This window comes from Lacihabitans sp. CS3-21, from assembly GCF_024343675.1.
Taxonomy (GTDB): Bacteria; Bacteroidota; Bacteroidia; order Cytophagales; family Spirosomataceae; genus Leadbetterella.
Window position 1 is genome coordinate 194303 of sequence record NZ_RJUD01000097.1, and the last position, 14580, is coordinate 208882.

At 34.7% G+C, this 14580-nt stretch carries 11 protein-coding genes; 8 read left to right on the forward strand and 3 right to left on the reverse strand.

Annotation, left to right across the window (positions count from 1 at the left end; genetic code table 11):
- Positions 1-6 precede the first annotated feature (6 nt).
- The 7 genes from EGI24_RS15415 (at position 7) to EGI24_RS15445 (ending at position 10930) form a co-directional block, all read left to right on the forward strand.
- Positions 7-177 carry a hypothetical protein gene (locus EGI24_RS15415; protein WP_255049383.1) on the forward strand — a complete coding sequence of 57 codons (171 nt, stop codon included), beginning with the start codon at positions 7-9 and terminating at the stop codon, positions 175-177.
- A gap of 171 nt (positions 178-348) precedes the next feature.
- The gene (locus EGI24_RS15420; RefSeq protein WP_255049384.1) at positions 349-1701 is read left to right on the forward strand and encodes a M28 family peptidase; all 1353 of its coding nucleotides are present in this window, start codon (positions 349-351) and stop codon (positions 1699-1701) included.
- A 9-nt stretch (positions 1702-1710) separates the two neighbouring features.
- Positions 1711-2565 (forward strand): bestrophin family protein, encoded by an 855-nt coding sequence (locus tag EGI24_RS15425; protein WP_255049385.1) that lies wholly within the window; start codon positions 1711-1713, stop codon positions 2563-2565.
- A gap of 49 nt (positions 2566-2614) precedes the next feature.
- On the forward strand, positions 2615-4378 hold the full coding sequence (locus EGI24_RS15430) for a phospho-sugar mutase (RefSeq protein ID WP_255049386.1): 1764 nt from the start codon (positions 2615-2617) through the stop codon (positions 4376-4378).
- Positions 4375-5559: a sensor histidine kinase gene (locus EGI24_RS15435; protein WP_255049389.1), complete on the forward strand. Its 1185-nt coding sequence runs from the start codon at positions 4375-4377 to the stop codon at positions 5557-5559. Before EGI24_RS15430 ends, EGI24_RS15435 begins: the two co-directional genes overlap by 4 nt.
- Before the next feature lie 56 nt (positions 5560-5615).
- Positions 5616-10172 (forward strand): PAS domain S-box protein, encoded by a 4557-nt coding sequence (locus tag EGI24_RS15440; protein ID WP_255049390.1) that lies wholly within the window; start codon positions 5616-5618, stop codon positions 10170-10172.
- Between the two features lie 5 nt (positions 10173-10177).
- On the forward strand, positions 10178-10930 hold the full coding sequence (locus EGI24_RS15445; protein ID WP_255049392.1) for a LytTR family DNA-binding domain-containing protein: 753 nt from the start codon (positions 10178-10180) through the stop codon (positions 10928-10930).
- 4 nt (positions 10931-10934) lie between these two features.
- On the opposite strand, the gene EGI24_RS15450 is transcribed toward EGI24_RS15445, so the two are convergent.
- Positions 10935-11369, reverse strand: coding sequence for a type I restriction enzyme HsdR N-terminal domain-containing protein (locus tag EGI24_RS15450; RefSeq protein ID WP_255049393.1), 435 nt, complete (start codon positions 11367-11369; stop codon positions 10935-10937).
- A gap of 68 nt (positions 11370-11437) precedes the next feature.
- Here EGI24_RS15450 and EGI24_RS15455 point away from each other — a divergent pair, with 68 nt between their 5' ends.
- Positions 11438-12214 carry an AMP nucleosidase gene (locus EGI24_RS15455; protein ID WP_255049394.1) on the forward strand — a complete coding sequence of 259 codons (777 nt, stop codon included), beginning with the start codon at positions 11438-11440 and terminating at the stop codon, positions 12212-12214.
- 53 nt (positions 12215-12267) lie between these two features.
- On the opposite strand, the gene EGI24_RS15460 is transcribed toward EGI24_RS15455, so the two are convergent.
- Together EGI24_RS15460 and menA are read right to left on the reverse strand one after the other, a co-directional pair.
- Positions 12268-13608: a tetratricopeptide repeat protein gene (locus EGI24_RS15460; RefSeq protein WP_255049395.1), complete on the reverse strand. Its 1341-nt coding sequence runs from the start codon at positions 13606-13608 to the stop codon at positions 12268-12270.
- 86 nt (positions 13609-13694) lie between these two features.
- Positions 13695-14579 carry a 1,4-dihydroxy-2-naphthoate octaprenyltransferase gene (gene menA, locus EGI24_RS15465; RefSeq protein ID WP_255049396.1) on the reverse strand — a complete coding sequence of 295 codons (885 nt, stop codon included), beginning with the start codon at positions 14577-14579 and terminating at the stop codon, positions 13695-13697.
- Between the last annotated feature and the right edge of the window lies 1 nt (position 14580).

Sequence of the window (14580 nt, forward strand, 5' to 3'; positions counted from 1 at the left end):
TTGAATATGGCTCAAGCAATTGATAAAATACCTACTTGGTTAATGATTACCGTTTATGTTTTGATTTTGACAATTTTGGGTGTTTGTACTGATTTGTTTACTTTTTTAGTAGGCATTGGTATCATGACATTGATATTTGCTGGAGGATATGACAGAGAAAACTTACATGATCATTGATTCGATATTGATGTAACGAAATATATTTTAGCCCACATTTTTGAAATGTGGGCTTTTTTATGAATTATAAATTAACTTTAAAAACTCACACTTTGTAGTCGTTTTATTTGCTAATATTGTGTTTTGGGTATTCCCAAAACATTTTTTTTATCTATTATCGTCATTTTGCTCATGAAAAAACTACTCTTATTTCTATTGTTTTCTGTTTCTGCCCTAGGTCAAAACCAAGATTCAATTTTTGTTAAAAAAATATATGATGAAACACTGTTGAACGGTGAGTCTTACCAAAACCTGAGGTATCTATGCAAAAACGTAGGGCCAAGACTAAGTGGTTCTTTGGGAGCACAAAAGGCTGTAAATTACACTAAAAAACTGATGGAATCTTACGGATTCGATAAGGTTTTTCTCCAAGATGTAATGGTTCCTCATTGGGAAAGAGGTGCAAAGGAAGAAGCATATTTTTTAGATAGTGGGAAAAAATATAAAGTTAATATCGCTGCTTTGGGTGGTTCGGTAGCAACTTCTAAAGCTGGGTTAATGGCAGAGATAGTTGAATTTCAGAATTTTAAAGAACTGAAAGAAGCCGGAGTAGAGAAGGTAAAAGGGAAAATTGTGTTTTTTAATAGACCCATGGATCCCACCAAAATAAATACTTTTGAAGCTTATGGAGGTGCTGTGGATCAGAGGGGCGGCGGAGCTTCACAGGCAGCTCAGTATGGAGCCGTCGGCGTTATAGTTCGCTCAATGAATTTGAGAGAAGATGAATTTCCTCATACCGGTTCCATGCGTTACTCAGGTGGAGGGATGATTCCTGCAGCTGCTATTTCTACAAAATCAGCCAATGATTTAAGTAAATCATTAAAAAATAATCCCAAGCTTAAGTTTTACTTCAAACAAAATTGTGAAACCTTGGCAGATGCTCCATCTCATAATGTAATAGGAGAAATAGTGGGCTCAGAAAAGCCTGATGAAATAATTGTAGTCGGCGGTCATTTGGACTCATGGGATTTGGCAGAAGGTGCACATGACGATGGTACTGGATGTATGCAATCCATTGAAGTTTTGAGGATTTTGAAAGCATTGGGCTACAAACCTAAGAGGACAATCAGGGCTGTAATGTTTATGAACGAAGAAAATGGGCTTAAAGGTGGAACAACCTATGCGGATGTTGCTGTACAAAAAAAAGAGAAGCATGTTTATGCCATCGAGTCAGATTCGGGAGGATTTACGCCAAGAGGATTTGGGATTGTAGGAAATGATAGCCAAATAAGTAAACTTACAAGTTTTAAGTCCCTACTGTCTCCATATGGTTTGCATGAAATAGGAAAAGGAAGTGGCGGTGCGGATATTGGACCATTGGCCAAAACTGGAACAGTCGTAATAGGATTCAAGCCAGATTCACAGCGATACTTTGATTACCACCATGCCAACAATGACACGTTTGAGACAGTAAACAAACGTGAATTAGACCTCGGAGCTGGATCTATGGCATCGTTGGTATATTTACTTGATAATCTCAATTAATACTTAAGAATGGTTACGTACAATCCAAAAGATTGGTGGAAATTAATATTTGCTTTTCATAAAAGTGACACTTTTAGACAGTTATTGCCTGGTATTTTAGGAGTTGCTGCTTTTACTGCTGTAATTGCATTTCTTGAGAATGATTACTTTCACGCAACCTTTAAAAACACCACGGTTATTCATTCATTGGTGGGTTTTGTACTTTCGATGTTGTTGGTTTTTAGGACAAACTCGGCCTATGACAGGTGGTGGGAAGGTAGAAAACTTTGGGGAGCCATGGTGAATAATTCCAGAAGTTTGATGATGAAAATTAATACTTTTGATGGGGAATCTTCCATAAAGGAAGAGATCAAACAGTTAATGATTGATTTTGTGTGGGCAACCAAAGAACATTTGCGACACGGCGTGAAGATGATGGATTTGAGTGATTTTACGAGAAAAGAATTAACGGGCAATCCTGACAATGTTCCCTTGGCTATTATGAATCTTGTACACAAGAAAACTTCACAACTACTTCAATACCATCCTGACAAAAGTATGAAAATGCTTTATCTCAATGAAGACTTGAAATCGTTTATGGACATTCTTGGTGGTTGCGAAAGGATTAAGAAAACACCCATTCCGTTTTCATACAGTTTATTTCTCAAAAAAGTAATTTTTGTATACATTTTCACCATGCCGATTGGTTTTGTGAGAGAGTTTGGATATTGGGCTAGTCCAATAGTAGCCCTTATTTTTTATGTCTTTGCAGGCATAGAATTGTTAGCCGAAGAAATAGAGGATCCTTTTGGAACAGATGCCAATGATTTACCGACTGATAATATTTTCAAAACAATAAAACAGAATTTATCTCAAATATTTTGATTAGTTTCTTAATATTTATTTATTTGTCTATTCCTTAAAATAATATAACATGTTGAATAAACTGAAATTAGACTCTACCGCTGAAAAAAATATTAAAACTTGGTTGAAAGGACGCTACGACCAAACTGTAAAAGACGAAATACAACAATTGATTGATGCTGGAAATACCAATCAACTCACAGATTCTTTTTATAAAAATTTAGAATTCGGCACCGGAGGACTGAGAGGTGAGCTTGGTGTAGGATCTAACAGAATGAATAAATACACGGTAGGTGCGGCTACTCAAGGTTTAGCTAACTATCTAAATAAGTGTTTTGCAGGAGAAGAAATCAAGGTAGCCATTGCCTACGACAGTAGAAATTTTTCGCCTGAATTTGGTCAGATTGCTGCTGATATACTTTCAGCAAACGGAATTACGGTGTATTTGTACAAAGCTTTAAGACCAACGCCTCAGTTATCTTTTACAGTTAGAGAGCTGGGTTGCCAATCAGGAATCGTTATAACTGCCTCTCACAATCCTAGAGAGTATAACGGCTACAAAGTTTATTGGGTAGATGGCTCTCAAGTAGTAGCTCCTCACGATAAAAATATCGTTAGTGAAGTAAATGCCATAACCAATGTAAAAGACATAAAATTTAAGGGTGTAAAAAAACGAATAAAAATGATAGGAGAGGTATTGGATAAAAAATACCTCAAAGCAGTGAAAAGTATTGCTGTTTCTCCTAGAATTATCAAAAAACAAAAAGACCTCAAGATAGTTTACAGCTCAATTCATGGCACTGGAATAACCATGGTTCCGCCAGCTTTGGCTCAACTTGGATTCGAGAATGTGACCATCGTTCAGGAGCAAGCTACACCAGATGGTAATTTTCCAACTGTTATCTATCCCAACCCAGAAGAGAAAGAGGCCATGAGCTTGGCTCTCAAAAAGGCTCAAGAAATAGATGCTGATTTGGTAATAGCAACTGACCCCGATGCCGATAGAGTGGGTATGGGCGTCAAAAATCCTGAAGGAGAATGGCAACTTTTAAACGGGAATCAAGCTGCAAGTTTGATTATTTTCTATCTATTGAAAGCTTGGAAATCTGCAGGAAAACTCACTGGCAATGAGTTTGTTTGTAAAACAATTGTAACGACAGACTTAATAGATGCTATGGCCGAAAAAGCTGGTGTAAAATGTTACAATACCTTAACTGGATTTAAGTATATTGCACAGGTTATCAGAGAATTAGAGGGTAAGCAGACTTTTATTGGCGGAGGAGAGGAAAGTTATGGCTATTTGATTGGTGATAAAGTACGTGACAAGGATGCAATTGCCAGTTGTGCTATGATTGCAGAGTTAACAGCTTACGCTAAGCACAAAGGAATTAGTTTGTTTGATTTCTTGGCTGACATGTATAAAACTTTCGGGTTTTATTATGAAGGACTTATTTCTGTCACGAAAAAAGGAAAAACAGGAGCTGAAGAAATTCAGCAAATGATGACTGATTTTAGAAATAATCCTCCAAAAACATTGGCAGGTTCTAAAGTTATCAAAATGGATGATTTAGGTTTGTTAAAACGTACAAACCTTAAAACTGGTGAGGTGACTGAAATAGAATCAGGTAAAATGGGCATGGAGGCATCAAATGTATTGCAGTTTTTTACGGAAGATGGCACGAAATTTACTTGTAGACCATCAGGAACTGAGCCTAAAATAAAATTTTATATAGGTGTAAAAGATAAACTGAAGAATAAAAACGAGTTTGAAGCAACATTAGAAAAGCTGAAACTCAAAGTTGCTAAAATTGGACAAGAACTAAACTTAAATTGAAAAAAAACAAGCTGTCTATTGGTTTAAAACTGTTGTTATTTCTTTTCTTTCAGGTATTTGTCTCACTTTTCTCTGTAAGGGTGTATGCTGCTTCTTTGCCCAAGTTTAAAGTTAGTAACATAGAGATAGCTGGAAAAGATAATGTTTTCAAGGCAAAATATTTGATGAATTACTATGAGAATATCATGGAGGTTCATTTGAAAACGCCTGAAAACATTCAAGACATTCAAAGTTTTGTATATAAAATTGAGAAGAAAAACCTTTTTCATGACTCAACTGTTAGTTGGGTGAATTTTAAAGGGAATAGCTTCAAAGTATCTAATCTAACCTCTGGAGAATATGATGTTTTTATAAAATACATAACCAAAAGTGGTCAAAGCTCGCCTGAAGTTGTTTTTCACTTGAAAGTTGAACGACCTTGGTGGCGGACTTGGTGGTTTTGGGGAGCGAGTTTTATTTCTTTATTCGGACTTTTTTATGGTCGTGAAAGGTTTTTGAAGTTTTGGGCTGATGAAGAGCAAAGGCATACAAAGAAAATTGTTGAACTTGAGCTTAGGACCTTGCAGTTGCAGATGAATCCTCACTTTATTTTCAATGCCTTAAATTCAATTCAATCCTATGTGATGACGCACGATGCCATTACTGCCAATAGTTATTTGTCAAAATTTGCCAATCTGATAAGGATGTTTTTGGATTCTTCAAGGAGCAAGTATATATCACTTCAAGAAGAAATAAAGATGCTAAATCTATATATCGAGATGGAAAGTTTGAGGTTTGAAGATAAGTTCGATTATGTGTTTCATGTGGACCCAGAGGTAAATAAATACATTGAGATTCCAACGATGATTTTGCAGCCTTTTGTCGAGAATGCAATAAATCATGGGCTGAGATATAAAAGAGTAAAGGGCCTTCTTAAGATATTTTTTTATTATTCTAATGAGTACCTTATCTGTAGAATGGAAGACAATGGAGTAGGAAGAAAGGTGGCAAAGGAAATTCAATCAAAAACAAGAAAGGGTTACAAATCTCAAGGTTTAAAGATTACAGCCGAGCGGTTAGTTACTTACAATAAGATAAATGAATCCAATATTGGATTCTCAATAAATGATTTACATACCAACTTAGGTGAGACGGAGGATGATATCGGAACTGTTGTAGAAGTAAGATTTCCACTTAATTGATAAGTCTTTTTTAAAGCCAATGTTTTCTAATACCTGATGGTTTTTATATGGATAACATGCATGTAGCTTTAGTGCTTTTAGTTATTAGTTCATTTGTTTCCTTTATATTAGGGAAATATGCTGATAAAATTGTCCTTTATTTTAAGCTAAAGGTTGCTTCCAAGGCATCAGTCGATTTAAGAAAGTTGAGTTTAGACAGGCTCGTTGGGCAAATTGAAGAAGAAATTATCTTAGATCCCACACATTTTAATCAGTTTTTAGAACTGTCAAATTTTGGTATTTGGCAATATCAAATCAATACTGGGCTTTTAAAAATAAATGCTTCAACAGCTTCGCTTTTTGGTTTTCTACCTTCTGAACCTGTCAATCTTGAAAAGGTAATCAACCAACTGATTGGAACCTTTGATATTCTTGGCCTCGTTGCTGCTTTTGAAAACGCACTTCTAACGCAAACCGTTCAATCAACCATAGTTAGAATAATGCGAGTTGATGGTGAAAAGCTATATCTAAATGTCAAAATGATGAAGGCCAATCATTATAGCAATCAGCCTGTGATTATTGGTAACATTCAGCAGATTGACCAAAGGCCACCCGATGATTATTTCCAAAAACAATTCTATTTATTAGCAGAAAATACCTCTGACGGCATTTATATTTTTGAGAAAGGCGTACTAACTTATGCTAGTGAAAAATTAAAGAAGGATTTTAAGGATAGTTTTTTTGAGAATAGAAAAGTATCGGTAGAAGATTTGTTTCAATATATTCATCCTGAAGATATTGAAAATGTAAGATATAATTTGGAAATGGCCTCACAAAAGAAGCTTCCAAAGTTTCGATTGAAGTTTAGATTTGTGCCTAATAATGAGTCAGTTATATATAGAGAAGATATACTGCACAATTTTTATGATGAATCTGGAGAACTTCAAAGGACATTGATTGTGGCCAAAGACCACACTGATTTAAAAAAGGCAAAGCAAAGTATAAACTTTGAGGCTATTCTTAGTATTGGACTGGTTGACAACTTCCCAGGTTTTATTGCAGTGAAAAATTATGATGGTGAATTTATATTTGCGAATAAGAATGCTGCCACTATGTTTGGTATAAACCCAGAGGATATTGTGGGTCTGAGCGATAAAGATTACAATTCTGACTCTGAACTTATTCAAAAATATTTGGAAGATGATAGAAAAGTTATAGATGAGCAAAAATCAATAATTATCCCTAAAGAAAAAGGGATTCGTATTGGAGGTGGATTTGGATATTTTCAAACGATCAAAATTCCAATTGACATTCCAGGTCAACGAAAAAAATGTGTACTCATTTTCTCGATAGATATTACAGATAGAATCATCCAAGAAAATCTTGAAATTGAAAGGAAGAATAGTTTGGCACTCCAAAACGAGATTTTGTATGATTTGGCCAATAATTCTATTTCATTTGAAAATGATTTTTTAAACAACTGTAAAAAGCTTACCGAAGCCTTAACCAAAGGATTGAATATCGAATATGCTAGTATTTGGGACGTTAAAGATGATCAAATAGACTGTCTTGATTGTTTTTCAAGTTCTACGAGATTACACCAAAATGAAAGCCCACTATTGAAAAAGCATTGGCAGCCATATTTAGATGCCTTAAAAAGCAATCTTGAATTAGTTTGCTCAAATGTATTAATAGGGCCATTTAAAAATGAGGAAGAGATTGTAAATGGTTATTATTTAAAGAATAACATTAAGTCTGCGGTTGATATTCCCTTAAAATTGGGCGAGCAATTCAAAGGAATAATTTGCTGTGAACATACGGACACTAAAGAATGGAATGCACAAGAATTGGCATTTATTAGACATATTGGAAACATAAGTTTGACACTTTGGGAACAAGAACTTAGAAAAGATGCAGAGAGAAGACTATATGAACGTAATGAAATATTGAAAGTAACTGCTGAAGTAAGTCAAATTCTTCAAAAAACCACTAATCTTGAAAATTCCCTAAAGTTAATTTTGCAAAAAATAGGTGATGCCTGTAAATCTAGTAGGGTTTATTATTTCACCAATGAAATCGATAAGGGTTATTTTAGACAAATTCAAGAATGGGTTCAAGATGGTGTGAAACCTGAAATGGACAATCCGCTTTTACAATCGTTAGAATACGCTAAAATTGGCAAATATTATCATGAATTGGTTGAAGGGCGGCCATTTCAATTTGTGATTTCAGATATTAAAGATCCAGAGCATTATCAAAGGTTGTTTTCGCAAAATATTAAAAGTCAATTGGTTATTCCTGTTAAGTCCAAAGAGAATCTTTTGGGATATATAGGGTTTGACGACTGCAACTCTGAAAGAATTTGGAGCGAAAACTATTCTAATCTGCTACTGTCCATAGGAGCCAGTATAGGTTCAGCAATAGAAAAGCTTGAAAATGAAAAGCTTAAGGAGGAAAGTCAAGAAAATTTCAAACAAATTAGTGAAACATTAGAAGAGGTTTTTTGGCTCTTTGATTTAGTTAATACGAAGTTTTTATTAATTAGTAAAGCTTGTTTTGATGTATTTGGCATCTCAGCTGAAGAAGGCTACAATGACTTTCAATTTATAGAGAAACTTATTTTAGAAGACGATTTTGATTCCATAGAAGAACGGAAGAAAGTAATTAGTGAAGGTATTTATAACGAAATAAACTACAAAATAAAAACTCCCAAAGGAGAAATAAGGGTTATTAATGAAAAAACATCCCCAATATTTAATGAAAGCGGAGAGTTAATCAAAATCAGTGGCATAGCTAGAAATGTAACGCAAAAAGTGGCAGTAGCCAATGAGGTCAAGCGTTTATCTATTGTAGCTCAAAAGATAAATAATGGTGTTTTGATTTCAGACATTGAATGTAATGCAATCTGGGCTAATAATGCCTATTTGAAATTGTTTGAGATTGACCTGAATGATCTTTTAGGAAATAGACCTTCAAACTTGTTTAAGACTGATTCAACGGATTTTGTACTAGAAAACGCAAATTTAAATTCCAAAAATAGTCCCATTGAATTTAAAGTTCAAACCTTTAAGGGAAACTGGATTTGGGTGGAGATGACTTCTACCATCTTGTATGACAGTATGGGAAGTGCTAGCCAAATCGTAGAAATAATAAGTGATATTACGGAAAGAAAACGAAGTGAACTTGCTTTAATTGAAAACGAAAGGCGGCTTAGATTCATAACCGATAATACCTCTGATGGTTTTATGATATTCAAAGACAATGAGATAATCTACTATTCTTCGCAATGTGAAAAACTATTTGGCTACTCTTGGGAGCAAGTACAATCATTAAATATAGTTGAGATATTTGAATTTGTTCATATAGACGATATAGATGTATTAAACAATGTTATTGGCGATATACCTCAACTTTTAGGTAAAAACATTTTCTTCGAATTGAGAGTCAAACATAAAAATGGCTATTATTTTTGGATTGAGGTAGTAGTAAATGTGGTTCTTGGTGATGACAGCTATCCAATTTCGTCGGTTGTGGTAATCAGAAATATTGAGAACCGCAAAAACATGGAAATTGCCCTAAAAGATAGCAAACAGAAATTGAATATTATCTTGAATTCCTTAGATGAAGTAGTTTGGGCCAGAGAATATCCTTCCTTAAAACCCCTTTTTATCAGCGAGTCGATCATGAATATCTATGGAATATCTAGTGATGATTGGAAAAATGACAAATTTCGATTAAATGATTTTGCTGTTCAGGAGGATCAGCCCATTCTGGAAGATTTGATCATTTCATTAAAAGAAAATGGATACTCAAGCGGCACTTTTAGAATCAAAGATAAAAGTGGGAATCTAAAATGGATTTATACTTCAAATAAAAAAGTGAAGGACGACACGATGGATTTGAGCCTTATTTCAGGTATATTTAAAGATGTAACTAAGATAAAGGAAGCTGAAAACGAAACTCAAATTGCAAAACAGGAAACCGAAATGGCTCAAAATGCATACTCCGAGCTCGAACTTAGGGCTTTGCAAATGCAAATGAATCCCCACTTTATTTTCAATGCCTTAAACTCCATACAGAGCTATATCATCCATAAAGATGAGCAAATGGCCAATTTTTATTTGACCAAGTTTGCAGCCCTAATTCGCCAGTTTTTGGATTCGTCAAGAAGTAAATATATTTCTATAAATGAAGAAATTGCCAATCTTAAATTGTATGTAGAATTAGAGAAACTTAGGTTCGATAATAAATTTGAGTATGTTTTTGAAGTTGACCCGAAGGTTAACAAGTACAATGAAATTCCGACGATGTTGCTACAGCCATTTATTGAAAATGCCATTAATCATGGACTCCGATATAAATCCACAAAAGGATTTTTGAGAATTTCTTTCAAGGATATTGATAATCGTATAGTAGTCAGAATAGAAGATAATGGTGTCGGAAGAAAGGCTGCAGAGAAAATCAAATCCCTTTCAAGTCAAGGATATAAGTCTCAAGGGCTTAAAATCACAACGCATAGAATTGAGAATTATAACAAGCTTAATTTGGAAAATATTGAATATAAAATTTCTGATTTGTTAGAAAACTCTGAAAATATAGGTACATTAGTAGAAATTTATTTCCCTAAAATATAAATAGAATGCATAGCTGTTTGATTATAGATGATGAAAATAGAAGCATAGAGACGCTTTCTAAAATCATTCTTACCTACTGTGAAAATCAACTTGAGATTTTGGGAATAGCCAACAACATTGAGGAGGCATATCCGCTAATTTTAAGTAAAAAGCCAGACATCGTTTTCTTGGATATTGAAATGCCGTTTGGGTCAGGGTTTGACCTTCTTGAAAGATTTGATTCAATTAATTTTCAAGTAATTTTCACAACTGGATTTGACCAATATGCCATTACTGCAATAAAATTCAGTGCATTAGATTATTTGTTAAAACCAATAAATATTCAAGAGGTAAAAGATGCAGTAGAAAAAGCTATCAAAAATATTGCTACCAATAATATCACCAACAACTTTAAGATACTTTTGGAAAGTCTAAAAATGCCAAAAAACACTTCGAATAAAATTCCTCTTCCTGTTCTTAACGGCCTAGAACTTGTTCAGATAGATCAAATAGTCTATTGTGAGGCAGACGAAGATTATACGCATGTATTCCTGAAAGACGGAACCAAAAAAGTGGTTACAAAAAGCATCAAAGATTTTGAAGAACATCTTACCTCCTATGGTTTTTTTAGAATTCATCACTCTTTTTTAGTAAACAAAACTTACATAAAGAAATACACCAAAGGTGAGGGTGGGACTGTAATGACAGAATTGGATGTTGAAATTCCGGTATCGAGGCGTCGAAAAGTAGAGTTTTTACAATGGCTAAATGAAATTTGAGGCTTTAAATCATCTCAGGGATAGCATTCAATTGCGTAATTGAATTATCATCAAAGTCAATTTTAAAGCAATAGGTCTTAAATCCATTGGTGATACAAACAAACGGGGCTTTGATTTGGAGGTTATATCGGCTAGCTTGCTCAATTGTAAGCTGTGAAATTGCCACACTTTCTGCTTTACACTCAACAAGTAAAAAAGGCTCGCCAAGTTTATCATAAACAAGAATATCTGATCTCTTTTTTAAGGTGTTATATTTTAAAGCCGACTCTAACTTAATCAGGTTTTTAGTATAGTTTTTCTCGAGTATCAGATAATCCAGAAAATTTTGCCTCACTATTTCCTCAGGTGTTAAGAGAATGTATTTTTTTCTAATAATATCAAAAATATAAGACTTCCCCTCAATGTCTTTTATTTTGCGTTTTTCATTTTTAATAAACATATTGCAATGGGAATCTTTTTCTGACAATTTAGGTTTTCTACTTCAAATTTTAAACAAACTAATGATATATGCAAACTAAAGAAGAAATAGTTAAGAACTGGCTTCCCAGATATACTGGAACTCCTCTCGAAGACTTTAAACCTTATATTTTACTTACAAATTTCTCGAATTATGTAAAAATGTTCGCCGACAAATACGGTGTTGAAGTAAAGGGCACCAGCAATGCTATGCAAACAGCCTCAGCAGGTAATATTACAATAATAAACTTTGGAATGGGAAGTGCCATGGCAGCCACTGTTATGGATTTATTGACCGCTATCCAACCCAAAGCCGTCTTGTTTTTGGGAAAGTGTGGAGGCCTGAAAAAAATAAGTGCATTGGGTGATTTCATATTGCCCATAGCAGCCATTAGAGGCGAAGGGACCAGCAACGATTACGCCAAACCTGAGATTCCAGCTTTGCCATCTTTTAGGTTGCAAAGAGCGGTATCGGACATGATCATTAAGCACGAAATGGACTATTGGACTGGAACTGTTTATACAACCAATAGGAGAGTTTGGGAACACGATGAAGCGTTTAAGGACTATTTAAAGGAAATCAGAGCCTTAGGTATTGATATGGAAACAGCCACAATTTTTATTGTTGGTTTTGTGAATTCTATACCGCATGGTGCCTTGTTATTGGTATCGGATAATCCAATGGAGCCTGATGGTGTTAAAACGGAAGAAAGCGATAGAAAAGTTACCTCAAATTTTGTAGAGAAACACCTTCAGATAGGGATAGAATCCTTAGAAGAGCTTGCAAATTCTGGAGAATCTGTTAAGCACATGAGATTTGAGAACTAACAAAAAAAGAGTGGATTTCTCCACTCTTTCATATTCTCTTTTATATTCTTTTATCAATTGCAATAATCTTTGATAACGTTATAAGCTGCAGCATAACCCAGCTCTCCAGACTTGCTGAGGTCAAAACATCCACCATTGTTATCTCCTGTGGCATTTTTAATCAAACCCCTTACATAATAAGCCTCAGCATATTTTGGATTTATTTTTATTGCATTTCCACAGTCAATCATGGCTTCAGATTGAGTACCCATGGTAGACCTTACCAATCCTCTCGCAAAGTGAGCCTCAGCATAAGTAGGATTCAGTTCAATTGATTTATTAAGGTCTACTAGAGCATCTTTGAGGTTGGAGGCCCTGTAATTCGAAACACCTTTGGCATAATGAACTTCTGATTTTTCATCCGTAAAATCTACTATTTTGATTTTCTCATCTACAGCCCCTCTTAGCATGTCCAAAGTAGCCTTGGTAAGTGCTCCACTGTATGCGTCTTTACTTCCTTTTGCGTCAGTTTTTTCAAACAAAGCTTTGTTGAAGTCTGATAAAGCCGCTTTTTGATTGTTGAGTTTTGAATAGGCAAATCCTCTTCCATAATAAGCAGCCTGATTATTTGGATCTATTTGTAAGCACTTGTCAAAATCTAATTTGGCTCCATTGTAATCTTCCAATTTCCCTTTAGAGAAACCTCTATAAAAAAATGATTGAGCGTCTTGAATATCCAATTTTAGTGCCTCGTCAAAATCATTGATGGCTTCAGAATAAGCATTTACTTTTATTCGGTTTTTACCTCTTTCCACATAAGTCTGAGCTCTTTTGGGATTTATTTCTATTGATTTTGAATAATCGGCAATACTACCATTGAAGTCGTCTAATTTGGACTTACAAAGTCCTCTTGAGTAATACGCTTGGTATTTTTCTTTGTCGCTTGGGTTGAGTTCAATTACTTTAGTGAAATCTTGAATGGCTCTTGACAATTCATTCAGTTTTGCTCGGATGGTCCCTCTTTGTAAATAAGAGTAAGCATCATCTGGAGCTATTTCTATTGCTCTATTAAAATCTTGTAGTGCTGCTCTGTTGTCATCTTGATAGCTTTTGCTAAGTCCTCTATAAAGGTATGACATGGCATCTCTAGGGCTTAAGTCTATAGCTTTATCAAAGTCTAATATTGCTCCTCTATTATCCTTTAAGGCTTGTTTAGCTAGGCCTCTATTAAAATAACTTTGGTGATTGTCAGGATTCATGGCGATAGCTGTACTAAATGAAGCTAAAGCTCCAATAAAGTCTCCTGCTTTGCTTTTGTTCACACCTGCTTCAAAATATTCTGATGCAGTTTGTTGCGAAAAAGACACTATGCTAAAAGAAAAGATAAAGACAAAGGGAAGTAAATGTTTTCTCATGGGGTATATTTAAAAAAATAAGTCAAAGATAATCAAAAAGATTTTAATGGATACGGATTTTCTGTTTTATAGAAACTTGATGCTCATTAATTTATACTCAAACCAAGCAGTAAAACATAGGCTAAAGAAGTTAACGCCAGTGTTTTAAGGTAAGGGTCAGGATTTGAAGATTTAGAGACTTGTACACCATTGACAATTATTAATGCAAAAGAAAAATAATAATAAGGCTTTACATTTTCAATATTACCCACAAATATAAAGGTACTTGCTATCGCAACTAAAAGTATTGCCCAATGATAAACAATGGTATTTTTTCTGCCAATCCGTACTGGAATTGTGATTTTTCCGGCGGTTTTATCAGAATTGATATCTCTTAAATTGTTGATGTTTAGAACTCCAGTGGCCAAGGCTCCACAACTGATGGCGGGCCAAATAATTTGAGGATGGAAACTTTTTGAATAAAGAAAATAGCTACCAACAACGCCGACTAGACCAAAAAATATGAAAACCGAGATATCTCCATATCCACTATATCCATACGGTTTTTTACCTGCGGTGTAAGTGTATGCTGCTAAAATACAAATTAAGCCAATTGCTAAAAAGGTCCAAAATAATTGGGTAAAGCCTCCAAATGATACGTAAATTAGCAATACGCCAGCTATTAAAGAACAAACGCCAAGAGAAATTATTCCTCGAAACATTTGTTGTGGGCTTATTTTACCCGATTGGACTGCTCTAGCAGGGCCAACTCTATCTGCCAAGTCAGCTCCGTTTTGTGTGTCCCCATAATCATTTGCAAAATTTGAAAGTACTTGAAGTAGGATAGTAGTCAAACAAGCCAAGACGAAAATTGTAGCATTAAAATTCCCGAACTTCGCGGCCAAAAAACCACCCATTATAATACTAGAAAGAGCTAAGGGAAGCGTTCTTAACCTTGCCGCTGATAGCCAATCTTTTACTGCAATACTCATC

Coding starts and splice junctions, on each gene's coding strand:
- EGI24_RS15460 (WP_255049395.1), bottom strand. CDS start 13,608: ATGAGAAAACATTTACTTCCCTTTGTCTTTATCTTTTCTTTTAGCATA.
- EGI24_RS15450 (WP_255049393.1), bottom strand. CDS start 11,369: ATGTTTATTAAAAATGAAAAACGCAAAATAAAAGACATTGAGGGGAAG.
- EGI24_RS15415 (WP_255049383.1), top strand. CDS start 7: ATGGCTCAAGCAATTGATAAAATACCTACTTGGTTAATGATTACCGTT.
- EGI24_RS15425 (WP_255049385.1), top strand. CDS start 1,711: ATGGTTACGTACAATCCAAAAGATTGGTGGAAATTAATATTTGCTTTT.
- menA (WP_255049396.1), bottom strand. CDS start 14,579: ATGAGTATTGCAGTAAAAGATTGGCTATCAGCGGCAAGGTTAAGAACG.
- EGI24_RS15430 (WP_255049386.1), top strand. CDS start 2,615: ATGTTGAATAAACTGAAATTAGACTCTACCGCTGAAAAAAATATTAAA.
- EGI24_RS15440 (WP_255049390.1), top strand. CDS start 5,616: ATGCATGTAGCTTTAGTGCTTTTAGTTATTAGTTCATTTGTTTCCTTT.
- EGI24_RS15455 (WP_255049394.1), top strand. CDS start 11,438: ATGCAAACTAAAGAAGAAATAGTTAAGAACTGGCTTCCCAGATATACT.
- EGI24_RS15420 (WP_255049384.1), top strand. CDS start 349: ATGAAAAAACTACTCTTATTTCTATTGTTTTCTGTTTCTGCCCTAGGT.
- EGI24_RS15445 (WP_255049392.1), top strand. CDS start 10,178: ATGCATAGCTGTTTGATTATAGATGATGAAAATAGAAGCATAGAGACG.